The organism is Vallitaleaceae bacterium 9-2 (genome assembly GCA_038396585.1).
Taxonomy (GTDB): domain Bacteria; phylum Bacillota; class Clostridia; order Lachnospirales; family Vallitaleaceae; genus UBA1351.
In genome coordinates this window covers 494,664-518,967 of the sequence record CP121691.1, presented here as the reverse complement: position 1 = coordinate 518,967, position 24,304 = coordinate 494,664, and the positions used below count along the sequence as shown (strand labels likewise).

Below are 24,304 nucleotides of genomic sequence, written 5' to 3'. Positions count from 1 at the left end.
CCTTTACTTACCAATTTCAACTTCTACTGAATATCCATCATTCTTATTCGTCGTACGGATGCCTCCATAATTGACCAACTCGTCAAATGTAAGTTCATATTCATTATCTAAATCAAGAGAATCGAATTTCATAACCATTGTTAATGGATTGGAGTATGTTACATGCGTCGGAACTTTTTCAATCTTTATACCATTGTCATAATAGTATAATGTATAGTTTGTATTCAAAATATTGGGTATATCCAATGCAATCTCTTTATTGAATTCAACTTTAATGGAATCGCTTCCAATCGTTGTCGCCTTTGAGATATAGGTTGCTGTTACGTCACTTCGATTGTGTCTGAAATTATAATCATCAACACGTTTATAACTATTGCCCACCGCATCTTTAAGCGTTCCAACAATAACAAGCTCATATCGGTCTCTATCTTCAAGTGCGTCATCTTCATCTAAGAACAACTTGACTTCCTGACTACCGACTTCATGATATGCCGCAATTGGACGTCCGGTATAGTCTGTCTCCGTCGTTCCCCATATTACATAGTTATCTGGGTCAGATGCAGATTCATGTCCAAGAACACGGTCAAATTTTACTTTGATGGTATTGCCATCAATAATACTAACACTCTTGATATCAAGATCATCATCAAAATCAATATCCGCTTTAAAATCATATTCACGTTCAGTAATTGCAAATTGCTTTGTCGTGTCTGTAATATGATTAATCATCAGTGTGAATTCATCGTTATCAAACATACGCTCTTGAGTGGTTAAGTATACTACATTCCCATTTTCAACCACTTCTGCTTTTGTGATACGAATTGGATATTCATCGTCAAACATTAAGTAGTAACTAAATACTTGCTCTGCAATTACAGGATTAAGTACCTTGTTAAACTCAAGCATAATGGTATAGTCATTTAGGGTTTCGATATCTTTAAGTTCAAAGCGCTCATTTTCATCGACTTCGGATTCAAAAGTAACTGAATCGCCTTTTCCATCATTGAGTTGAACCCCATAGCTACTTGTCAAGCCACTATCAATACTTAATTTAAACATATCTTCTTCTTTAAAGATATAGTTTTTCAAGTAAATGGACACACCATTTTTAGCTCCCGCTAATTGGTTGATTTGCATTGTTGTTACGTCACCTTCAATTAAAAGCTTTGTTCCTTCATAGATGTTATAATACTTTGGCTGATAGGCATTACTATTAATCGGATGCGTAAAATACACATAAATAACATTGTTACTTACTTGCTCAACTTTACTAATTCTAAAGAAATCGGACTCTAGATTATCTGGACGATGTCCCAGGAATTCTTTTTTCAAGCTATAGTTATTACGATTACCATATGCATCAAAAACTTCTGCAATCACAAGTGTATATTCTTCTTCAATTTCTTGTAAATCTTTTAATCGAATACGATATGTGTTATCACCACGATCTGAAACCGAGTCAACTTCGAGATGCTTTTCATCATCATCCGACAGATAAATTGTAATCTGATCTTCTTCAAGATCTTTGATGGGTTCATTAAACGTCACCAAAATTTCATCATCTTCTTGAGCAACAATTTTCTCGATTTCTGTATCTACTGTATCTTTCATTAACAATAATTTTTTAGCTTGTTCTTCACTGATAAGTTCTTTTTCAATAAAGGTTTCAATCATCTGATCGCCAGTTCTTTTGTGTTCAATCTGCATAGATCTATGTAGTGTTTCAACAACATCACCACGCGTATAATTCGTATTGTCCGTTGCACGATATCGATAGTCATCATCAAGGACAACCCCTTTTGTATAGGCCATATAATAGACACTATTCCAGTCAAAGTCCTTATCATATTCATAACCTAAAACTACCAGTATCATTTTCAAAAAGGCTTTTTCGCTTAAGTAAGCTTCCGGTTTAAAGCTTCCATCAGAGTACCCATTAATAATACCTTCTTCATCACAATATCCCACATATGGAGCATACCATTGAGTTGCTGCAACATCACTATAGTTGGTATTACTGTATTCTGTTCTTTCTGCAAGTACCTCTTTTTCAACACCTAAAAAACGCACAATAAACGTAGCCGCTTCACTACGTTTAAGTTTACCTTCCAGGTTATACCCCGTCCCTGTTCCTCGAAGTATTCCTAGTGTATTTAATATTTGCGCTTTTCCTTCTATACTAATGTTTGGCGTCGACGTCGCACCAAAAGAAGTTGTCAAACTTGATATAGTCAAACTAACGACAAGCAACAATGTTAATAATCGTTTTAATCCATTCATCCTTTTGTCCATTCCTTTCTGATTTGTCATTATTATCCCCATTATATCATTAGTTCAAATGCTAAACAAGGCAGAACGAAATTTGTAATCGTTTTATAATACTTTTGATAAAAACTCTTTTGCTCTAGGATGTGTTGGGTTTGAGAAGAACTGATCCGGTGGGCTTTGCTCTTTAATTTGTCCTTCATCCATGAACAGAATTTTTGTTGCTACTTCACGTGCAAATCCCATTTCATGGGTTACAATAACCATCGTCATACCACTATCTGCAAGTTTTTTTATCAATTCAAGAACTTCTCCAACCATCTCTGGATCTAGTGCAGATGTTGGCTCATCAAACAAAATCACCTTTGGGTTCATTGCCAAGGCTCTAACAATGGCAATTCTTTGCTTTTGTCCGCCTGAAAGCGTCGACGGGTATACATTCGCCTTGTCTTCAAGTCCAATAGTTTTTAATAGTTCCATAGCACGCTCACGAATTTCATTCTTAATCTGTGCTTTGGTTTTTGTAATGTTATATGGTTGAATTTTCTCTTTACGGAAAATATTCTTTATGCCAATTCCAACATTTTTTATCTTCTGGCTTCGCAACTCATGATTGGCAACATATAAAGGTGCCAGCATAATATTATCTATAACTGTTTTATTATTGAATAAGTTAAATTGTTGGAACACCATACCCATATGTCGTCTATGGATATTAATATCCACCTTCATATCCGCGATATCAACACCTTCAAAAATAATCGACCCAGCTGTCGGATCCTCCATACAGTTTAAGCATCTTAAAAAAGTACTTTTTCCACTTCCCGATGGTCCGACAATAGCTATTTTTTCGCCTTCTTCAATGGTGATACTAATATCTTTTAATACTTCCAAGTTTCCATAGTTTTTCTTTAAATTAATTACGTCGATCACTTTTTCCAAGGCTCCTTTCCATAAGTTTAATTAAAAATGCAATCATCATGACTAAGGTAATATAAATCAAAGCCATAACTAGATAAGGAACCATAAATTCATAGCTATTTGTTCCAATATAGTTAAATGCAACATATAAGTCTGCTGCACCAACAAAACTTACTACAGAAGTCTCTTTAATGAGTGAAATGAACTCATTTCCAAGTGTCGGCAAAATGTTTTTAATCGCCTGAGGTACAACAATCTTAACCAATGTGACGCTGTAGCTTAGACCTACCGCTCGTCCTGCTTCCATTTGCCCCGAATCAACCGACATAATTCCGCCGCGCATGATTTCTGACACATATGCCCCACTGTTAAATCCAAACACCAAAACACATACATTAATTGAAGGAATGTTTAGACCTAGAATCGGCAGCAATACGTAATAGGACACAAGTAATTGGACAACAATCGGTGTTCCACGAAACATCGCAACATAGAACTTTCCAAGCCTTTGGAAAAACCGTGTTGTACGACTGTAACCCGGAAACACTTCGACACTGGCAATAATCGTACCGATAAGCGTACCTAATAGAAGGCCTACCACCGCAATATATACGGTGTTTTGTAAACCTTCTAAAACTTTAACATAGCCATTATTATAGTAAAATATTTCCCAAAATCTTTCAACTCTGCTACTAAAATTTCCCATAACCTGTCCTTAATTTAACTCATTTATAGATCCGACAATATATCCTGCTGGCGCTTCATCAATCACAACGTATTGAATATTGCCATTAATCATATCTTGTACGGCTAAAGTTCCTGACTTATATGTCACGACTTCCACATCGTATCCGTCAAATCCCCAGTCCGCATCACCTTCAAGGTAAAATTGGGCTGTTGTACCTTGTTGCACTCCGATTTTTGTATCGGAACCAAGGGCATTAAGGGCTTCTTCCAACGCTTCAACAGTTGTTGCTTCAGCAAATGTTGCATCCGCTTCCATCGTCACTAGTGTTTGCGCCGCATTATAATATGGAATAGTAAAGTTAACATATTCTTTTCGGTCTTCATTAATCGTTAAACCTGCCATGGCAATGTCTGCCTTGCTTTCACCAACAGATAAACATACAGCGTCAAAGTCCATATTGCTAATGACAAGTTCTTTTCCTAAATGCTCTGCAAGTAAAGCTGCTATTTCCATGTCGATTCCATAGTAGTTCTCACCTTTAGTATATTCAAAAGGCTCAAATGCTGCATTCGTAGCAACAATAAGTTGGTCTTTACTTGCATCCATTTGTGCTGACTTTACAGCAACCGGTTCGCCGTCACCAAAGTAGTTATTATAAATTTCATCATAGGTTCCGTCTGTTTGAATTTGTTCAATAAAGGCATTCACTTCATCATATAGCTCTGGTTGTTCTTTATCCACACCAAATGCGTACTCTTCTTGTGTTAAAGGAATGTCTATTATCTTTACTTTATTGTTTTTTTCTTCTCCACCGCAACCTGCCATTGCAACAATTGCAAGTGCCAATACACTTATAAACATCATCATTTTCTTCATCGATTTTTTCTCCTCTTGTATTAATATTTATGCATAAATATATATTTTAATGCATAAATACATAATATAGCATATTTATGTCTTTGTCAATCAGACATTTACGCTAATTGAAAAATCGTATAATCAGAAAGGAAAGCGCTGTTGTCATACCACCCAATACCGTTCCCCAAGTCAAGTCAATCACTGTAATAAGAATCGGCCAATCTTTTAGTGTCGCCAGGTTTGTCAAGTCATATGTAGCATATGCAACAAATCCGAAAAAAGCTCCATACAAAAACGCATAGCGTATCGCCTCTTTATCCAATGCCGGATACAATGCGAAAAACATTAATCCAAGGATAAATATAATATAAAATCCGATGGCTGCTATCCAATTAGGTGGTGTGCGCATGATGTAACCTAAATGTCGACTATATAAGTCTTTTGCAATAATGCCAAGCCAAATCAAATCAATAACCATAAACACTGCAAAGGTAATAAAAAAATTACGAATCATAATTCCCCTCCATTCGCTTTGCCGACTTTAATTGTCTTGTGTTTATTGTACCTCTTTTTTTTATTTTTCACAACCTGCTTAAACCTTAATAACCATCGCCTCAAAGGAATCTAGTTTAAGTGTTTGCTCTAATTGAGTTCGATTATAATTTGCTAGAAGAATTTCACCTTTTTCAAAGGGTTTGGGCAAGGCATATTCAAGGTTTTCTTCTGAAAAATTGCAGATTACCAATAATTCCTCGTCCTCCCACTGTCTTTTATATACATAAAGCTGTTCATGCATTTCTTCCAACAATATATATGTTCCATACACTATAATATCATGACATTTTCTCAGCTTTAATATTTTCTTATAATAATGATACACCGAATCCTGGTTATTAGATTCTCTGTCAACATTAACCGTATCTTTATTTGGGTTTACAGGTAACCATGGTTTTTTTGTAGAAAAACCACCATATTTACTTCCATCCCACTGCATAGGTGTTCGAGCATTGTCGCGACTTTTAAATCGAAGGTATGCCATCATTTGATCATGTTCAAGCAAGCCATTACCTACGATTTCCTTATAGGCGTTGATACTTTCGATATCTTCAAATTGATCAATGCGGGAAAACGGATAATTTGTCATTCCTATTTCCTCACCTTGATAGATATAAGGTGTCCCTTTCATAAAATGCAAGCATGTAGCTAACATTTTGGCTGAAACTGCTCGAAATTGTGGTCTGTCATCTCCAAAGCGCGAAACCGCTCTTGGTTGATCATGATTATTCCAATATAGACTATTCCACGCCTGATTTTCTAAGGCAACTTGCCACTTTGATAATATCTGCTTTAACTTTGGAAGCGCAATTTTTTTGTCGGTCCATTTTCCAATCTCTCCACCATATTCAACATGTTCAAACTGAAAAATCATATTAAGCTCTTTCGCGGTTTCTCCCGCATATTTTTTTGCTTCTTCAACCGTTACATTCGGTGTCTCTCCAACTGTCATTATATCATAGTGCGCTAAAACATTTTCATGCATTTCTTGTAAATATTCATGCACTCTTGGTCCATTGATTGCATAAGGCGAAAAATCACCAAATAATCCCTGCTTGGTTTCTCCATCAGGAAACTCTGTATCTTTAGAAATCATATTAATCACATCCATACGAAATCCGTCAACACCTTTTTCGCACCACCAACGCATCATCTCATATATCGACTGACGCAATTGTGCATTTTCCCAATTAAGGTCCGGCTGCTTTTTAGAAAATAAATGCAAATAAAACATTTCTGTCTTTTCGTCATATTGCCACGCCGATCCACTAAAACAAGACCCCCAATTATTAGGCTCTAATCCACTGGGTTGACCTTGTCTCCAAATATAGTATTCTCGATACTTATTTTCTCGACTTTCTCGGCTTTGCGTAAACCATGCATGTTCATCTGATGTATGGTTTACCACTAAATCCATCATAATTTTCAACCCTTTTTGATGTGCTTTTTCCAACAACATGTCAAAGTCATCCATGGTTCCAAACTCTTGCATGATTTTTTTATAATCACGTATATCATATCCATTATCCGCATTGGGTGAATCATATACCGGCGATAGCCAAAGGACATCAACACCTAAGTCACACAAATAATCCAGCCGATGTATAATCCCCTGTAAATCTCCAATTCCATCCCCATCACTATCCATAAAACTTCTCGGATAAATTTGATATACCACCGCTTCTTTCCACCATGCTCTATTAATGTTCTTCATTATTATGTCTCCTTCAGTTTACTTAATAGCACCTTCTACCATTCCCTGAATAATCTGTTTTTGTGCAAATAAGAAAAGTATGATAATGGGAATCATAGCTAAAAAAGCAGCTGTCAATATAAGATCCCATTGTTTAACATATGATCCTACAAAGCTTGTCACCGCGACAGGCAATGTTTTTATTTTTCCATTGAGTCCAAGCATAAGCGAAGGAAGTAAAAAGTCATTCCATATCCAAATCCCATTTAAAATAAGTACTGTCATCTGAATCGGCTTTAATAAAGGCATAATAACATGAAAAAATGTTTGCTCCGGCTTACACCCATCAATACGCGCTGCTTCTTCCAGGGAATATGGAATGCTTTTGATAAAACCATGCAAAATAAATACCGACATCGATCCACCAAACCCTAAATATGCAAATACAATCCCTTTATAACTTTGAAGTAATCGTATCCCTGTAAAATCTGAAATCTCACGAAATGTAGATAAGAGAGGAAGCATAACCACCTGAAACGGAATAATCATCGCAGCAACGAGGATGAGGAAAATTGTATCCGACCATTTTGTTTTATTGCGCACTAAAATCCATGCTGCCATACTGGAAAATAAAGTAATGACGAATAAAGAAACCAATGTAATCAATACTGAACTAAAAAATGAATTCCAATAGTTAAAATTTTGATTGTTAATCACATTGCCCATATTCACAAAGAGTTGGCCCCATTGCGTAGGAAGGCTAATCGGACTAATAACAATTTCACTACTTTTTTTAGCTGAATTAATGACAACAAGCACAAAGGGAAACAAGAAAACCAGCATTAAGACGATGGTCAACACTTCCATGATATTTCGTTTGATTATCTGTGAACGCATTACATTTCCACCTCTCTTTTTTTACTAATCACCACTTGGGTTAACGACACTATGGCCAAAAGAATAAAAAATACAACCGCTTTGGTTTGCCCCAAGGCATATTGATTTTTAGAAATGGCTGTTTTATAAATATTGAGCGCCAAAAACTCCGTTGATAAAATCGAAAAACCATTTAATATTCGACTGGGCCCTCCATTGGTAATTGCCAGGTTCAAGTCAAACTGTTTAAACGAATTGACTAACGTTAAAAAGATAGATACAGTGAACGTATTAGCAATCATCGGAATCTTAATCTTAAATAAAGTAACCAAACTATTGGCTCCATCAACACTCGAGGCTTCTAGCACATCTCGTGGAACGCCTTGAAGTCCTGTCACATAAATCATCATAATGTATCCTGCATATTGCCAACTGCTCACTAGAATAATGGCTAAAATGGCAAGATTTGGATCTGTTAACATTGACATACTTCCTTCAATTAATGATGTAAATACTTTATTGAAAATAAACTGCCAAACATAACCAAGCACAATTCCACCGATTAGATTCGGCACAAAAAATGCCGCTCGATAAAAATTTCTTCCTTTTATTTTTGAAGTACATAGCAGTGCCAATGACAACGCCACAAAATTGACCAACAATATATTAATCGTTGCAAATACGATCGTAATGAGCAAAGAATAAACATAGTCTTGAGACGTGAACATTGTAATATAGTTTTCTAATCCCACAAACTGATCAAATTTGATACCATTCCAATCTGTAAACGAATAGAACACTCCAAAAACAAACGGGATAATCACTGTAAATGTAAATGCAAATAAAAGAGGTAGGAGAAATAAAACATTGATAATTTGTCTATGTTTTCTGGTTGGCAAAACATATAATCCTCCCATACATAGCAACAGACCTCCTATAAGTAGATACCCTCGATAGTCTTCTTGCCCACCACCAAAGTTGAGAATCATTGCCACCACAACACTTACAATGCCCAAAGCAATTATTGCGATAGAACTGCGTCTTTGTATATTGATATCCATGAAAAACTTCCTTTCATTCTTTTATATAAAGGAAAATCTCCACAACATTGTTTTACAATATCATCGGAGATGTTCCTTTTATATTATAACGTTTATTTTAAAGTTCCAATGGCGCTTTCCATTAATTCTACAAAACCATCTACATCAACATCGCCTCGTGCATACGCTTCGAACACGGGTCCTAAATCATTCATAGCAAATCCTTCAGGCATTTTTGCCCATTGCCATGAATAAGTTTTTCCTTCTTGAACCCATCCCATTAAGTTAATAGCAAGCGGAGATACCGGTTCAATTGTTGTTGATTGGAATGGAGAAATCATTCCAGCATCAACGACAAGACACTGTGCACCTGCTTCTGTTGTTGCAAGGCTTTCAAGGAAATCTTTTGCTTCTTGAACATACTCACCGTTATTATAGACAGCCCACCAAGATGGAGCATCCGCCAAAATACCATCGGTATCTTCTTCCATAAATGCTAATGGTGAAATTCCCATTGCAAATTCAACACCATAATCTGGTAGAGAAGGATCAATCCAGTTCCCTTGATGTACAAAGGCTGTTTTACCTTGTGCCCACAATGCTAATTGATCATCATATGTTCCACTAAGTAATGTGCTTTTATCTGAATAGTCAAAAAGCATTTTTACGAATTTTCCATATTGAGTCATTCGCTCTGTATCAATTTCACCATTTTTCAACATATCAATATATGTTGTATCGCCTTGTTCTAATCCTGTAGATAAATAAGTTCCAAAGTTATGGTTTCCTGTTGACCAGTACATCTGACCGGCTTCAGCTGCCATCGAAACAACTGCTGTCAATCCAAGCTCGTCTTTCATCCCTTCGATTTTTTCAAAAGCTTCTTGATATGCGTTGATATTTGTCAAACTGCTTGGATCAACTCCTGCTGCTTCAAGGATATCTTTGTTGTATGTTAACCCATATCCTTCTACTGCATATGGGAATCCTACAACTTTACCATCTGGAGTTTTATAAGCAACAGCCGTATCTTCTGCCCAAGTTTCATTGCTCAAATCTTCCATATGTTCTTCCCAAGTTAAAAACTCACCTTCGCCACCAAACACAAAAATGTCCGGCATATTACCTGCCGCAAAATATCCCTTAATGGTTGCACCAATATCTGCACCTCCACCAATTGACTCAATAATAACCTCTACCCCAGTTTGTTCTTCATATGCCTTCGCATATTTTTGTAGAGCACCATCAATCTCGATTTTTCCATTAATAATTCGAATCGATGCATCCTTACTACTTTGTTCATCGGTATCATTATCTTTCTCTGCTGTTTGTTCCTGTCCTGAAGTATCCTCGTTGTTTGATTGTGTTGTATCACTTCCACATCCTGCCATAACAACAAGCATAGATACAAGTAATAGTACTGACATTAATCTTTTCATGGTGAATCCTCCCTAAATAAATTGATTTCGTTATTAACTTTTGCGCATAAGTTATATCTACAGTTATGATTTTAGCACTTTTATATTAAATGCACAAGTATTTTTTCTATTTTTTTACTTTTGTATGTAACTTTTTCGCAAAAGGTTTCTTCAAAAAAAATAAAAGCTTGGCTAAGCTTCTATTTTTTTGACAGAATCTCTTATCTGCAATGTAACTGGCAAAATAATTTTTTCTGGTTTCTCTGATGTATTTTTAATCATCTTGATGAGTTTATTGATTGCTATATCCGCCTTATCTCCGGTACTTTGTCTGACCGTCGTAAGCTTTGGACGTACAAAAGAGGCTACTATCGCATCATCATAACCAACCACCGATATATCTTTTGGTATATTATACCCAAGGTCTGATAGTGTCCCCATTGCTGCTACTGCATAATTGTCCGAACAAAAAACCAAAGCTGTAGCTTCCGGATGTTCACTTACCGCATCCGTCACACTCTTTTTGATTGCATCTAATCTTCTTTCGACTTTATATTTATATCCTGAGTCCGCAGGGAGTCCCCCTGCTTTAATCGCATCCAAAAACCCCATATATCTGGCGTAATCTCCACCTGTATAATTGTCTGAAAAAAAAGCAAACTTCTGGTGTCCTTCTTTAATAAGATAGCTGGTCATATCAAAAGCCCCTTGATAGTCTTCTATACCGACATTGGTATATTGATGTTGATCATTTAAAAAATAGCCATCAATAAATACCAGTGGTTTTTTATAGACATCTTTGAGTATTTGCGCTTTTTCATAACTAAAACCTAGAGCAACAATTCCATCAATATTCCAAGACGATACAAAACTGCGAATCTCTTCCATATCATCCGAACTGTAAATCATCAAAAAATACCCATGTTTGCGCACACCAATCTCAAGAGCTCCAATGAGCTCCCCGGTAAAAAAGTCCTGTACCATATTGTTGTAGAGAACGGATTTTGTACTCATGACAAAACCAATAACATTTGAGTTATTTTTTGCCAAATTGATCGCTGAACGATTCGGTACATAATTGTGTTCTTCAACGACTTTTTGTATTTTTTTTGCTAATTCTGGTGACACTTCTTTCGTTTTTCCACGGATAACGTTTGAAACCGTTGTCGGGCTTACGCCAATGATTTGCGCCATTTCTTTTATTGTAATCAACCGATCACCTCATTCATTTTATCGTTAATATCATAACGTATCATTCCTTTTCAGGCAACCCGTTACAGCATTAAGGTCATACGATGTTCATTCAACCCTTTATTGATACCATAGTTTCTCACAACTTGTTGATACCGCCATGGCTCCTGCATCTAACAACTGAATAATCTCCTCTTTTTGATCAATCAAGCCGCCGGCAATGATAGGCGCCGACACAGTCTGAGCCATTCGACGAATGGCTTTTGGCATAACACCTGGCATAATTTCAACGATATCGGGTTTATTTTCTTTTATGGTACGAACCCCCATATCAATGGATTTAGAATCCAGCACAAACACGCGTTGCACCGTAATCAACGCCAAGTCTTTTGCCCGTCGAATCATGGATGCTTTAGTTGTAATGATTCCATCTGCACCGACGACTTCTTTTATATATTCTAATCCAATGCTATCATGTGCAATCCCCTTAATCAGATCCACATGTAAGCACACAATTTTACCTGCACTTTGAAGCTGGCTTACCCACTTTCCCACATTAAAAATATTGCATTCAAGTAAAAAAACCACATCACATGGCGATTGTATCGCCGCTTGTATGCCCTCACCATCTGATACTGCTGCGATAATTGGATTATCAAGGATCTTATTCACTTCGGTTGTTTTTTCCACCTATTAACCCCGGCCTTCCTTATGTTTTACATCTTTTCGCAAATATCTATTTTTGACGAATTGCTAAATGATGTTTTTGAATATATTGCTCAACAGCTTGAACATCTTTGTCTCCACGTCCTGACACATTGACAATAATAACTTGCTCTTGTCCAAGCGTTGGCGCAAATTTTATAACATGTGCAATTGCATGGGAACTTTCGATTGCAGGAATAATTCCTTCTACCTGTGATAGATACAACAAAGCCTTGACCGCTTCTTCGTCTGTGACTGAAACATACTCTGCACGCCCTTGATCTTTTAGATAGGCATGTTCCGGTCCTACGCCAGGATAGTCCAATCCTGCTGAAATCGAATACACCGGACTAATTCCACCATTTTCATCTTGAATAAATATGGTGTTCATTCCATGAATAACACCTTCTTTTCCCTTTGCCATAGTCGCAGCATGTTTATCTGTATCTACACCTAAGCCAGCAGCTTCTACCCCAATAAGTTTTACCGATGCATGTGGAACAAATGCGCTAAACAACCCAATGGCATTACTTCCTCCGCCAACACAAGCTATACAGTAATCCGGCAAGCGCCCTTCTTTTTGTTGAATTTGTTCCAATGCTTCTTCTCCAATTATTTTTTGGAATTCACGCACCATGGTCGGGTAGGGATGTGGGCCAACTGCTGATCCTAACAAGTAAAATGTATCTTCAACATTTTCAACCCAATATGTTATGGCAGCATCTACTGCATCACTTAACGTCTGCGTTCCCGAAGTTACCGATACAACTTTTGCACCTAAAAGCTCCATACGAAAGACGTTAAGCGCTTGTCGTTGCATATCTTCTGCGCCCATAAAAATCTCACATTCCATATCAAACAATGCCGCAGCTGTCGCCGTTGCTACTCCATGTTGTCCGGCACCGGTCTCTGCGATGACTTTTTTCTTGCCCATACGTTTGGCTAGGAGAATCTGCCCGATAGCGTTATTAATCTTATGTGCGCCTGTATGATTTAGATCTTCTCGTTTTAGATATATCTTAGCTCCACCTAAGCGCTTCGTTAGGTTTTGTGCATAATAGAGTGGGTTTTCTCGTCCAACATAGTCTTTCATATAGTACTTATATTCTTTGATGAACTCAACATCTTGGATTGCTTCATCATATGCTACTTCCAGTTCTTTAAGTGCTTGTATAACCGGTTCAGGAACATATTGTCCTCCGAACCTTCCAAATTCATGTGGCATAAGCTGATCCTCCTACATCGTTAAATTTTTTCTTCATTTTATCACATCACCGCGTTATATTCAATAAAAGGTTCATTCCATAAACCAATCAACCTCTGCACTTTTACCGCATTTATAAATGTAGACGCCTTCGAATGACCTCTTTCATATTCTCTGTTAAGCTTCTTGTCACAATGCGTAGGATTATAGCCACGGACAAGCATCCGACAGCTACAATGATCGACCATGATAAGCGAATTGTCTCGTGGATATTCATGGATACGACTGCATCAATTCCTATACATAAGATAGCAATGGTTAGAATAATAAAGGTTGGGAAAAATCCAAAATGGCGTTTATTTTTCGATTTTTTATACATATAATATGCAGAGAGAACACTGATATACGCTAAAACATTCAGGGGCAATGCATAATCTAAAAACCATGCCTGACCTCCGCTGAGTCTTGCTAATGCATAGGAAAGATATAACGTCGTCATAAAGACCCCTGTAATGTTTAAAAAGGGACGTAAATATCCAAAAAGGAAAAACACGTAAAATACCAGTGATATAGTAATAACCAACACAACCCGTAATATAGGTTCACTCACCGGATAGAAAAATTTGATCATTGACATAATGACAATTGCACTGACAAAAACAATCAATACTGCAAAAAAGATTTGGTTTTTGACTTTTAAACGATAATCTTGATATATGTTATATGCCTGAGGATATTTTTTTAGAATTTCCAAGGTTTCATCTTTTTTATAGGGACTTTGTTCATCAAAGGCATGGACATCTGGAATTGGAAACTGACACAATGGACAGCTTTTTACCGTGTCATCGACTTCCACACCACACTTTGGACAATAGGCCATATTCTCACTCCTTCACATTTTTAGTCTTGATTTGTCTCAATACGAATCGGCACACCTAGCTTACGTAATTTTCTAAAGAATATTTTTTCTATTTCTGTCGAATTGATTGTCTTGCCAAAACTAATATAGCAATGGTCTTTGTATGAACAAAGACACATCTTGATCTTATTGACCTCGCTGGGCGCCGGATAAAATTCAATCGCTTCGACATAAGGTTGAATTTCGTCAGGTAAGCGCACTAAGCCAAGATTTGACACACTGGTCGTATATCCTTTTTCACCATATTTTACATAGATATATGGCATAATCAAATTTTTAAAATATAAAGGTAATGCACGGACAAATAATATCCGTTCATTTTTTACATTTCGAGTAATATATCGACTCACATTTTTTTTCGTATAATGTAATTGCATATATCCTTTTAGATAAGCAATGAGCTCTTCTAAAGTATATGTTCCCAGTCGCAAATCAATCTCCGGCGTTAAACTGACAAAAAAATTTTTCATTGATTGCGAAGGAAATAGCTGGCGCAAATCGACTGGAATATTAATCACAATCCGCTTATCTTTTTGGTGTTTTTGCAATGTTTTTGTCTGATTTACATAGTCTTGAATCGCTTCAAAATACAACGCTGTAATAAACTGCGTAATGGTACACGAATATGCTTTGGACAATTCTTTTAATTTTTTTACCGGAACAATTCCTGTCAAAAAGATATAGCGCCCTTTTTCAACAAGCGGAAACGGAAAATGCATAGCTTTTTTATTGCGACTTGGCACCGGAATACTCGGATCATAATAGCGTTTAAACGCATCTTCACTTTCTTGAGGATGCGGCTTTTTATGAACATCCTTGGCTCCCTCCAGCCGCTTACAATAAATTCCATAATGCACTTTCATATACTGTATCAGAAGGGTTTTAAAAAAACTCATAGCCCCGGTTCCATCAGCAACACTATGGGATATCTCAAAGTGTATATAGTGTTTATAATAAAGTACACGAAAAGGGAATGTTTTTTTCTTCGTAAACTTTAAGAACATACACGGATAGTGGGTCTCCTTTTGTATCTTTGGCACATGGCGCACTTCTTCAAAGTAATACCAAAACATTCCTTTTTTTAAATTCACCTTGTAATATGGAAAGCGTTCAATCGTGTTCTCAAGGGCTATTTGTAAACTCTCAGGAGATATATCCTCGCTTAATTTGGCTGAAAGGCGAAAAACCGTTGACCTTCGGGTCGAGGCTATTGATGGATATAATTTTCCTGCATTATCCAGTTTATACCATGCCTTTTTCTTTTTCTTTCGCATATACTCACTCATTTCCTAATCTATCGTATCCGCATGATTATATATCTTTCTTAAATATAACACACGCTCTTTCATTAACTCTTGTATGACCGGGCTAAACTCAAAGTTATCATATCCATGAATTCCACCTTTAACTTCTTTTGTTATTACATGTATTCCTGATGCTTTCAATTTTTGTCCATATTCAACTGCTTCATCTTTTAAGCAGTCATATTGGGCAACTTCAATATACGTCTTTGGAAAATCTGCATTCACCTCATAGTCCAAGGGCGTCACAAAATACTCTCCTTTGTTCAGCGTTTTTAGATATTTTCTCCACATTTCCTTGTTTTTTTTGGCATTCCAAATCGGTGTGTCTATGTACTCCCGCATAGATTCGCTTGTCATCTTATTATCGATAACAGGATAAATCAAAAGTTGTGTTATTATCTTTGGTCCTCCATTTTTTACAGCTCTATGGGTAGTCATACTTGTTAAAAATCCACCTGCGCTGTCTCCTGCCAAAGCCAACTTATCCATATCAACCTTTAACATCTGGGCATGTTCTTCAACCCATGTTAGTGCTGAATATGCATCTTCAATGGCTTTTGGATACCTATGCAAAGGCATCACTCGATAATCAACAAGGACAACGATACATCCGGCTTCTATGGCATACTCTTCCATTCTTCGGCGCATTCTTGGCGATATCGACAACATAAACCCACCACCATGATAATAAATCAGGCACGGATTTTCTTTAACCGTAACCGGCGGCTCATAGACATGTACTTTTATTTTTTTTCCATCTGTACTGGCAATCTTATACCCTGTAACCCGGACTTCTTTATGCTTGTTATAAAAATACCATCCCAACTTATACAACATTCGAATCCAGCAGACTGCAATCCAATTTGTGGGTGTTGTCAAAAACAATGCTGAACGAAAATCCTTATGTACGTCATAAATTTTTTTCATGGTTACCCTCTAGCTTTCTGTCGTTGGAATTAGATATCCTGATACACATATTCAATAACAACACTTTGTAATCGTCGATAATGCCTTAACATGTAATTTAACTTCGTAATACTAAAAAACCATATCGTAAAGATTTCCCACAAAGCCACCCATGCTCCGATATATAATCCTTCTACAAGCGTTTTCGAGAAAAAATCCACAGGAAATGTACCTTCCAAGAAATACGCAAATACAAGTAAGGCTACACCAATAACGGTGAGCATAAGTGTATTGCGAATTTGGCGCATTTGCTCGCCTTTTAATTTTCGAATCCTGTATGAAAAATAATGATGAAACCCTTCAATACTACGCGCTTCTTTTTTAGCGTCAATGAGTGCATAAGGCAAGTGAAACGATACCACCAGTCGACGCGATAATCCAATCTCATAGGAACATTCCATAAGATAGTCTAATAAATCATCATCTAAATCTCGATTTGTAAAAGGTGAATAATCCCACTCACTATAGACATCTCTATACAAATCAAGAGTTATATCTACATGATAACTTGACGTGGCTTCATTATATCGATATAACTCTTTTAACTCCTTCTCTTTCATCGCCATCACCTATCCTCAGAGGATATTATATTCTCCTTATATTATAGCATGACTTACAACTTAAGAAAAAGACAAAATATGGTTAAATTCCATCTGTATATCTACCTTGCGTAGTTGACAGGCTTGACCTTCGACCATCGGCGGCCAGTGCTCAAGATAGACTTTGGCATCCGCGCTTAGTGCAGTGACTTTCATAACAATCTCTCTAGGAAAACCAAAGCGTCGTAAACTTATTTCCATTGGTTCACCCATATAATAATGATCCGCTACTTTTTCACCCTCAAGATAAATGGCTGCTTGGTCCCCATCATATGTTAGTTGTAAAAAGTAGTCTTCAAGTTCTGAGCTGTTTTTTTCATATTCTAAAGTGATTTTATATTCGCATGTTTCACTTGTTTTTTCTAAATCAACTATGTTGACTAAGGGAAGCTTTGCTGATTCCAACGTGTTTTTTTGATAGACACTATGGTTTTTTTCACTTTGTACCTCTATAAAACCTTGAGGTACTTTGGATAGCGCAGGATAGCATGTAAATTCAACGACATTTTCACCAAATAAATGTATACCATCATCCATTGGAACAACATTCGCCTCAGTAATAATCAAATACTCCTGGTCAAGGTGAACTTTCCATGCATTAAGCGCTTCCTCTCGTGTTAATGTGACTAAATCCACCTCTGCACTTTCTTGATTCAAGCAATAATTAGGTTCTGCATCCCCATAAAATATGTACATCGTTTTTGCATTATCCAACTTACTAAGTGGTGATACCGTTGCACTTTTAAGCACAATATTTTTTTCCTTATCCAGTACCATATTAAACGGATAGAAAAAATATGCTCCATCCGCAACCTGAATCTTTGGAAATTCAATGGTCTCTTGATCCAACTGAACCTTTAATCGAACGTCTTGGTGCGTAGCCATCGTATAACTTCTCTGGTAATTATTTACAAAGACATAGCCTGTGTTGCCATCATGTCGATAAGAATAACGCAACGCTTCGTAATTAGTAGGATATAACGGGTTATCTTCAGGAATAACCGCTGGCAAATGACAAAACGCTTCTCCAAAATCTTTAATGAACATCGTATATAGCTTCAATTCCTTTAACGTGTCTGACATCTGCCCATACTCGCGGATCGCAGTGTGAAAATCATAGTTTAATTCCGGATAATCATTGACCTCCCCATTCGCTCTAGATTCTTGCAAGGAACTAAGCTTCCCTTTGGGATTTGTACCTCCATGATACATGTAGTATCCTAGGAGATTGACTCCACTGCCCAACTTAGTCAGCGACATCGCTCCGATGTCTTTTGCTAAGGCCACCGGGCGCCGATGGTGTGTCACTTGCAACCCTCCGCCAAGCTCCGCAGTTAGATAAGGAAACTTATGGATATCAAAGGTAATCCCTGTCCCAAACCCAAAATCGCTACCGATATTTTGGTCGTTGCGTTCATGTGTAAATATATAGTTTCCACTAGGCTCTATCTTGGTTAAACGTTGATCCCATGGAGCTTCACAATAGCCACCCATCACCGGAATCAAACCTCCAGTTACCGCACCACCCCAACCTGTTGCCGTATAATAAGGCACAACAAACCCAATGTCTTTTGCCATCGTTGTCAGGGTTTTCATGTGATTTTCTCCTGCTTCTCCTGTGAGTCCGTTACAGTGCCCATATTCATTTTCAATTTGTACGCCGATAATCGGTCCTCCATCTTGATGAAAAAGCCCCTGCACTTGTTCGTAAATTTTTGAATAAAAACGATGTACTTGTGCAAAATAATTCGAATCATTGGTTCTTGGCTCAAACCCTTGTTCAAGCATCCAATCAGGAAAACCACCATTACGCACTTCTCCATGACACCATGGGCCAATGCGCAAGAACAATTTTATATCGCATTCCTTACACGCTTTAACAAAGCTACGCAAGTCTTTGTTCCCAAAAAATTCATACTCCCCTTGAACTTCTTCATGATGAATCCAAAACGTATAAGTAGACACAACATCCACACCGCCAGCTTTCATCTTATATAGGGATTCTTTCCAATATTGCTTTGGATATCTTGAATAATGAAATTCCCCCATGATCGGAAACCATGGTTGATTATCTCGAGTAAAGTATTTTGATGTATATCCATAATTAATCATTAGCCTATCCTCTCTTTTTGCATTTGTCCATGTATTATTTTATAACTTAATATCAAACCTTAGTATCAAAACATCATATAAAATCTATGCAGTATTGTCAAACAACTTCAGAAAATAAAATTAACGGTCCTCTCTTTTTGTGCTATTATAAAGATATAATCTATATTATACGTTCATTATGATTTGATTGTTTGGGAAAGGATGATATCTATGAAACTATACACTATTATCAAAGAACATTTAACCGCCCTAACAGATACGGTTACAAGATATCCTATTTCAACGATATATTTAATTGCTATTGTACTCATCCGCTTTTTAGCTATCGAAAACATTAACGATCAACGCATCCTATACGACCAGCTTTTTGCAGCACTCATTATTGGTTTTTTCCTATCTATCAATATTCGTAGACTCAGCGAAACCTTTTCGCTACCGACATATTTTAAACCTTGGTTACTCTATGTCTTGGGAATGTTTCTTACCTTTGGCTACTATCTTATGATCCGTAGCCAAGATCACTTGCCATCTTCTGATTGGATTCGTACAGCTGTTTTATCCTTTGGATTATATATCTGCTTTCTTTGGATTGCAACCCTCTCAAAGCAAGCGCCCTATTTTTATCAATCCTTTATGAATGGTTTTAAAGCACTGGCAATGTCTTTGTTTTTTTCTGGCGTGTTGTTTTTAGGCCTCGCTTTAATTATCGCAGCTATTGATACTCTTCTTTTTAGCATTGACGAAAATCTCTATATGCATTTTACTACCTTTGTTTTCTTATTTTTCGCTCCACTTTTTGTCCTTTCACTGATTCCAAACTATGGCACTACTTTGCCAAAACCTCTAGAAAAAGCTATTCAAGGCACCCGTTTTTTAGAAACTTTATTATCATATATCATTATTCCTTTGACTGTTATTTTTACATTTATCTTATTCATATATATTGGCTTAAATATTCGAGGGGATTTTTGGACTGAGAACCTCCTCGAGCCTATGCTGGTAAGCTATTCTATCGTTGGCATTAGCGTATTGCTTTTAAGTGTAAGTTTTGAAAATGGCTTTGCCCGACAATTCCATCGTATTTTTCCTAAACTCCTTATCCCTTTGGTTTTACTTCAGTTTATCGCTTCTATTATGAAAATTCATGAGCTTGGCATTACACATGGCCGCTATTTTGTCATTCTCTATGGTATTTTCGCCTTAGTTACCGGAATTATCTTTAGCTTTTTTCAACCCAAGCACTTGGGAATAATTGCTATTTGCTTTATGTTATCCGCCTTGATCTCTTCCCTTCCGCCTTTTGACGCTTTTACCGTGAGCAAATATACCCAAATGAATCTATTAGAAGATATACTCCTTGAAAACGGTATGCTTGTGGATGATAACGTTCTACCTAATCCAGATTTAGATGAAACTTCAAAAATGCAAATTATTGCATTATCCAGATATGCATATCGCATGGGTTTTTTGAATGAATTCTCTTGGATTGATGCAAATTTCGTATATTATAAAGATTTTGAGACGGTTTTTGGATTTAGTTCATATGAGCGTCCGTTAGTTAACAAAGCGGGTAACGGTTTTTATTATAACTACAACCGTGAATATGATAAAATTCTCGAACTCGATGGTTATAGCTATCTTACACATTTTTCTATTACATACTTTTTGGATGAGGATACATCCATAACCCCAACTTCCTTTGTTATTAATAATACCTCCTACCATTTGTCATGGTCGCCAAATGAACATCTTGGGAAGTATGACCTATACAATGACCAAAATACATTGTTAATCTCTATCGATACCGCTTCCTATGATGCACCTTCCTATGAGAGTGAAAACACATCTGCACGTCTAAAAATTATACCTAATAACATCAACCTTTATTATGAAGATGATCAGTTAAATTCTTTAACGGCAGATATGATTCTTCTTATAGATATGAAATAACTATGGTGTCTATAGCAACAATATGATAAAATAACCCATATTATTATTTACGCGTCACACACTACACTCAAAACTTATACTATAGGAGTTTCTCATGTCAAAGTATACCCGCACTACCTTTATCTTGTTTTCTTTTTGCATTAGCCTTTGGTCCTTTGTATTTGCTACACATGTCACTGCCAGCGAGCCTGTCTTAGGTTCTGAGACTGCCGTGCTTATTGACGGAGATACCGGTCAAGTCCTATTTGAAAAGCAAGCAGATAAATCCATGTACCCTGCCAGTATCACTAAGCTGATGACAGCTTTGTTAGCCATTGAAGCTTTGGACCCTGATGACACCATTACCTTTAGCGAAACCGCAATTGACAGCGTAGATAGTGGTGGAAGCCGTATTGGTATTCATCCAGGTGAAGTCTTGACAGTCAATGATGCCCTACATGGCTTATTACTTATGTCCGCCAATGAAGTTGCCAATGGCTTAGCTGAAAAAACGAGTCAAAGCATCGATAATTTTGTTCAGGATATGAACACTCGTGCCAAGGATTTAGGTGCAATAAATACGAACTTTACCAATCCCCACGGCCTCTTTAATGTAGCCCATCAAACCACAGCTTACGACATGGCACTTATAACCAGAGAGCTTATACGTCACCCTTATTTTTTAGAAATTATGGCTGACAGCACCTATGAAATACCTATAACCAATAAATCTGACGAAACACGTTTATTATATCAACAACATAAAATGCTCAACACCAAAAATGACCTGTCTATTTATCGCGACGATGTAATTGCAGGTAAAGTCGGCTATACAAGTCAATCCAAAAATACACTCGTAACCGTTGCTCGACAGGGGTCTCGTACCCTAATCGCTGTGATTATGCGTACAGAATATAACGATCTCTATGCTGATACTGCCAAACTTTTAGATTATGGCTTTGAAGAATATAAGCACGTACCACTTCTAGCATCAGATTTTTTACAAACACAGCCTATCCAAGATAACGGCATGTCCATTGGAACTATGGATTTAATGCTTAATGAAGATATTGAACTTTGTATACCTGTCAGTGCAGAACGCGAACATCTTGTATATTCATTAGAGCTCCCCAGTTTTCCTGAATATGCATTATCAGCCAATGATTTATTTGGAAGCGTTGTTCTCTCCATTGGTGCCCAAGAGCTCATGCAAGTACCTCTTCGAATTAAGACCGTCTCCTATCAGGTTCAAGACAGTATTGACGATGCGTTATCTGACGGTGCACTATCTGAAACCGCTGATTCAGGCAGTGACTCAAACGCCACCCATGAAGCTATAGGAAAAAATCCATGGAAACCTCTTATTTTATTTGTATTTATCGGCGTATTTGCAATTATCGGTCTTGTCATAAAAATTGTTTAATGCATTTTGACATTATCGTCTCCGAGGTAAACTTTTCAATCCCATGATTAAAAAGCACATAATAAAGGGTCTATGTATCGCCAGACTTGCTGGCGGATACATAGACCCTTTGGTTTTTAATTATCTAGTTGCCGATAACATCTTCTCCAACAACATGCATTTTTATCATGTTTGTTGATCCTTGGTGTCCAGCAGGAATTCCTGCTGCAATAATGATTTGGTCGCCGTTATGAATTAAATCCGTTGCAACGGCTTCTTTAATAACATTTTCGAAAAAGTCTTTTTGATCTCCGATAAATTTATTTAAAATCGGATAGATTCCCCAAGACAGATTCAATTGACGTTGCATTGTCTCATCCAACGTACTAGCAATAATTGTACATGCCGGTCTAAAGCTTGAAATCATTCGCACTGCATTACCTGTCTTTGTGGGAACAACAATAGCTTTTGCATCTAGTTTTGCAGCAGCGATAACTGCAACTTCACTAATCGCATTGATGACATTTTTATCGATGACTTTCCAAACACCTTCATCGAGTTTAGATTGATAGTCAATGTCTTCTTCCGTCTCTTCAATAACCGTATTCATCATGCGCAGTGTCTCAACCGGGTATTTTCCTGCTGCCGTTTCACCAGATAGCATAACAACACTTGTTCCGTCATAAATGGCATTAGCAATATCTGATACCTCTGCACGCGTTGGCATTGGATTGTCCGTCATACTTTCAAGCATTTGTGTTGCTACAATAACAGGCTTTGAACTGCTGTAGCATTTTTTAATCATCCGCTTTTGCACAACCGGAACAGAACGAATAGGCATTTCAATCCCTAAGTCTCCTCTTGCAATCATAATACTGTCTGCGGCTTCAATGATTTCGTCAATGTTGTCAATGGCTTCTCGGTTTTCGATTTTTGCAATCAACTTAACCTCTTCGCGCCCTTTTTTCTTTAAAATATCTCTTACAATTTGAATATCTGCTGCACTACTTACAAAGGACAATGCAAGAAAATCAATCCCTTGATCAACAGCAAACTCTATATCAGCTTGGTCTTTTTCAGTCATAAACGGTAGACCTGTAGAACATCCCGGTACATTAACACCTTTTCGGCTGCTTAATACTCCGCCAGCAACGATTGTACAAACAATGTCTGTTCCTTCAATCGCTTCAACTGCAAGATTAATCCGCCCATCATCAATGTATATATCTTGTCCAACAGTCACGTTTTTATATAGCTCTTTGAATGTCAAGGAAACTCTTTGTGCATCACCTTCAATATCTTCCACAATAAGACGTATTGTCTCTCCATTAACAAGCTTAACTTTTTCCTTCAGTACGCCAATACGAATCTCTGGTCCTTTTGTATCTGCGATAAGCGGAATTGGTCGGTTCAGCTTTTCTCTAGCCGCTTGCATTGTTCGAATTCTGTGTCCATGTACTTCATGATTTTCGTGGGAGAAATTAAAACGTGCTGCATCCATTCCATTTTTAATCATTTCTTCATAGATACCTTCAGTTGCAGGTCCCATTGTACATATGATTTTTGTTTTTCTCATATTCATCTCCTTGTTTGTTCTTTTCCCTAAAGTTACTAACGCCCTTACATAACTGATTTTGTCAGCATTACTTATTATATAGA

The 24,304-nt window shown here is 37.1% G+C and carries 20 protein-coding genes; 2 read left to right on the top strand and 18 right to left on the bottom strand.

The window, feature by feature from the left end:
* Positions 1–3: 3 nt before the first annotated feature.
* From QBE53_02480 to QBE53_02400, 17 genes are all read right to left on the bottom strand, one after another.
* Positions 4–2,310 carry an S-layer homology domain-containing protein gene (locus tag QBE53_02480; GenBank protein WZL81991.1) on the bottom strand — a complete coding sequence of 769 codons (2,307 nt, stop codon included), beginning with the start codon at positions 2,308–2,310 and terminating at the stop codon, positions 4–6.
* A 63-nt stretch (positions 2,311–2,373) separates the two neighbouring features.
* A complete protein-coding gene (locus tag QBE53_02475) occupies positions 2,374–3,198 on the bottom strand; it encodes an amino acid ABC transporter ATP-binding protein (GenBank protein WZL81990.1) in 825 nt (274 codons plus the stop codon).
* Positions 3,182–3,892: an amino acid ABC transporter permease gene (locus tag QBE53_02470; GenBank protein WZL81989.1), complete on the bottom strand. Its 711-nt coding sequence runs from the start codon at positions 3,890–3,892 to the stop codon at positions 3,182–3,184. The genes QBE53_02475 and QBE53_02470 overlap by 17 nt, the downstream gene beginning before the upstream one ends.
* 9 nt (positions 3,893–3,901) lie before the next feature.
* A complete protein-coding gene (locus QBE53_02465; GenBank protein WZL81988.1) occupies positions 3,902–4,750 on the bottom strand; it encodes a transporter substrate-binding domain-containing protein in 849 nt (282 codons plus the stop codon).
* Between the two features lie 103 nt (positions 4,751–4,853).
* Positions 4,854–5,246, bottom strand: a complete 393-nt coding sequence (locus QBE53_02460) for a DUF2177 family protein (GenBank protein ID WZL81987.1) — start codon at positions 5,244–5,246, stop codon at positions 4,854–4,856.
* 78 nt (positions 5,247–5,324) lie between these two features.
* Positions 5,325–7,001, bottom strand: coding sequence for an alpha-glucosidase (locus QBE53_02455; protein ID WZL81986.1), 1,677 nt, complete (start codon positions 6,999–7,001; stop codon positions 5,325–5,327).
* A gap of 18 nt (positions 7,002–7,019) precedes the next feature.
* Positions 7,020–7,877 (bottom strand): carbohydrate ABC transporter permease, encoded by an 858-nt coding sequence (locus tag QBE53_02450; protein ID WZL81985.1) that lies wholly within the window; start codon positions 7,875–7,877, stop codon positions 7,020–7,022.
* Positions 7,877–8,917: a sugar ABC transporter permease gene (locus tag QBE53_02445; GenBank protein WZL81984.1), complete on the bottom strand. Its 1,041-nt coding sequence runs from the start codon at positions 8,915–8,917 to the stop codon at positions 7,877–7,879. The genes QBE53_02450 and QBE53_02445 overlap by 1 nt, the downstream gene beginning before the upstream one ends.
* 92 nt (positions 8,918–9,009) lie before the next feature.
* Positions 9,010–10,335, bottom strand: a complete 1,326-nt coding sequence (locus QBE53_02440; protein WZL81983.1) for an ABC transporter substrate-binding protein — start codon at positions 10,333–10,335, stop codon at positions 9,010–9,012.
* A gap of 171 nt (positions 10,336–10,506) precedes the next feature.
* Entirely contained in the window at positions 10,507–11,526 is a 1,020-nt protein-coding gene (locus QBE53_02435) for a LacI family DNA-binding transcriptional regulator (protein ID WZL81982.1), read from the bottom strand.
* Positions 11,527–11,625: 99 nt separating this feature from the next.
* Positions 11,626–12,195, bottom strand: a complete 570-nt coding sequence (locus QBE53_02430) for a glycerol-3-phosphate responsive antiterminator (GenBank protein ID WZL81981.1) — start codon at positions 12,193–12,195, stop codon at positions 11,626–11,628.
* Between the two features lie 46 nt (positions 12,196–12,241).
* Positions 12,242–13,435 carry a tryptophan synthase subunit beta gene (trpB, locus tag QBE53_02425; GenBank protein ID WZL81980.1) on the bottom strand — a complete coding sequence of 398 codons (1,194 nt, stop codon included), beginning with the start codon at positions 13,433–13,435 and terminating at the stop codon, positions 12,242–12,244.
* A 112-nt stretch (positions 13,436–13,547) separates the two neighbouring features.
* The gene (locus QBE53_02420; GenBank protein ID WZL81979.1) at positions 13,548–14,294 is read right to left on the bottom strand and encodes a zinc ribbon domain-containing protein; all 747 of its coding nucleotides are present in this window, start codon (positions 14,292–14,294) and stop codon (positions 13,548–13,550) included.
* Positions 14,295–14,314: 20 nt separating this feature from the next.
* On the bottom strand, positions 14,315–15,607 hold the full coding sequence (locus tag QBE53_02415) for a hypothetical protein (GenBank protein WZL81978.1): 1,293 nt from the start codon (positions 15,605–15,607) through the stop codon (positions 14,315–14,317).
* Between the two features lie 15 nt (positions 15,608–15,622).
* Positions 15,623–16,564 (bottom strand): alpha/beta hydrolase, encoded by a 942-nt coding sequence (locus tag QBE53_02410; protein WZL81977.1) that lies wholly within the window; start codon positions 16,562–16,564, stop codon positions 15,623–15,625.
* Between the two features lie 29 nt (positions 16,565–16,593).
* Entirely contained in the window at positions 16,594–17,163 is a 570-nt protein-coding gene (locus QBE53_02405) for a hypothetical protein (GenBank protein ID WZL81976.1), read from the bottom strand.
* A gap of 60 nt (positions 17,164–17,223) precedes the next feature.
* A complete protein-coding gene (locus QBE53_02400) occupies positions 17,224–19,314 on the bottom strand; it encodes a beta-galactosidase (protein ID WZL81975.1) in 2,091 nt (696 codons plus the stop codon).
* Between the two features lie 210 nt (positions 19,315–19,524).
* Between QBE53_02400 and QBE53_02395 the strand changes: the two genes are divergently transcribed.
* Entirely contained in the window at positions 19,525–21,264 is a 1,740-nt protein-coding gene (locus tag QBE53_02395) for a DUF4153 domain-containing protein (GenBank protein ID WZL81974.1), read from the top strand.
* 94 nt (positions 21,265–21,358) lie between these two features.
* Positions 21,359–22,666: a D-alanyl-D-alanine carboxypeptidase gene (locus tag QBE53_02390; GenBank protein WZL81973.1), complete on the top strand. Its 1,308-nt coding sequence runs from the start codon at positions 21,359–21,361 to the stop codon at positions 22,664–22,666.
* Between the two features lie 124 nt (positions 22,667–22,790).
* Here QBE53_02390 and pyk read toward each other — a convergent pair whose 3' ends face one another.
* Complete coding sequence (pyk, locus tag QBE53_02385) at positions 22,791–24,221, bottom strand: pyruvate kinase (GenBank protein WZL81972.1); 1,431 nt, start codon at positions 24,219–24,221, stop codon at positions 22,791–22,793.
* Positions 24,222–24,304 lie beyond the last annotated feature (83 nt).

Bases quoted from the DNA above. Each gene is read 5' to 3' on its own strand.
- QBE53_02480 (WZL81991.1), bottom strand. From the start codon at position 2,310: ATGACAAATCAGAAAGGAATGGACAAAAGGATGAATGGATTAAAACGA.
- QBE53_02470 (WZL81989.1), bottom strand. From the start codon at position 3,892: ATGGGAAATTTTAGTAGCAGAGTTGAAAGATTTTGGGAAATATTTTAC.
- QBE53_02465 (WZL81988.1), bottom strand. From the start codon at position 4,750: ATGAAGAAAATGATGATGTTTATAAGTGTATTGGCACTTGCAATTGTT.
- QBE53_02460 (WZL81987.1), bottom strand. From the start codon at position 5,246: ATGATTCGTAATTTTTTTATTACCTTTGCAGTGTTTATGGTTATTGAT.
- QBE53_02455 (WZL81986.1), bottom strand. From the start codon at position 7,001: ATGAAGAACATTAATAGAGCATGGTGGAAAGAAGCGGTGGTATATCAA.
- QBE53_02450 (WZL81985.1), bottom strand. From the start codon at position 7,877: ATGCGTTCACAGATAATCAAACGAAATATCATGGAAGTGTTGACCATC.
- QBE53_02445 (WZL81984.1), bottom strand. From the start codon at position 8,917: ATGGATATCAATATACAAAGACGCAGTTCTATCGCAATAATTGCTTTG.
- QBE53_02440 (WZL81983.1), bottom strand. From the start codon at position 10,335: ATGAAAAGATTAATGTCAGTACTATTACTTGTATCTATGCTTGTTGTT.
- trpB (WZL81980.1), bottom strand. From the start codon at position 13,435: ATGCCACATGAATTTGGAAGGTTCGGAGGACAATATGTTCCTGAACCG.
- QBE53_02420 (WZL81979.1), bottom strand. From the start codon at position 14,294: ATGGCCTATTGTCCAAAGTGTGGTGTGGAAGTCGATGACACGGTAAAA.
- QBE53_02415 (WZL81978.1), bottom strand. From the start codon at position 15,607: ATGCGAAAGAAAAAGAAAAAGGCATGGTATAAACTGGATAATGCAGGA.
- QBE53_02410 (WZL81977.1), bottom strand. From the start codon at position 16,564: ATGAAAAAAATTTATGACGTACATAAGGATTTTCGTTCAGCATTGTTT.
- QBE53_02405 (WZL81976.1), bottom strand. From the start codon at position 17,163: ATGAAAGAGAAGGAGTTAAAAGAGTTATATCGATATAATGAAGCCACG.
- QBE53_02400 (WZL81975.1), bottom strand. From the start codon at position 19,314: ATGATTAATTATGGATATACATCAAAATACTTTACTCGAGATAATCAA.
- QBE53_02395 (WZL81974.1), top strand. From the start codon at position 19,525: ATGAAACTATACACTATTATCAAAGAACATTTAACCGCCCTAACAGAT.
- QBE53_02390 (WZL81973.1), top strand. From the start codon at position 21,359: ATGTCAAAGTATACCCGCACTACCTTTATCTTGTTTTCTTTTTGCATT.
- pyk (WZL81972.1), bottom strand. From the start codon at position 24,221: ATGAGAAAAACAAAAATCATATGTACAATGGGACCTGCAACTGAAGGT.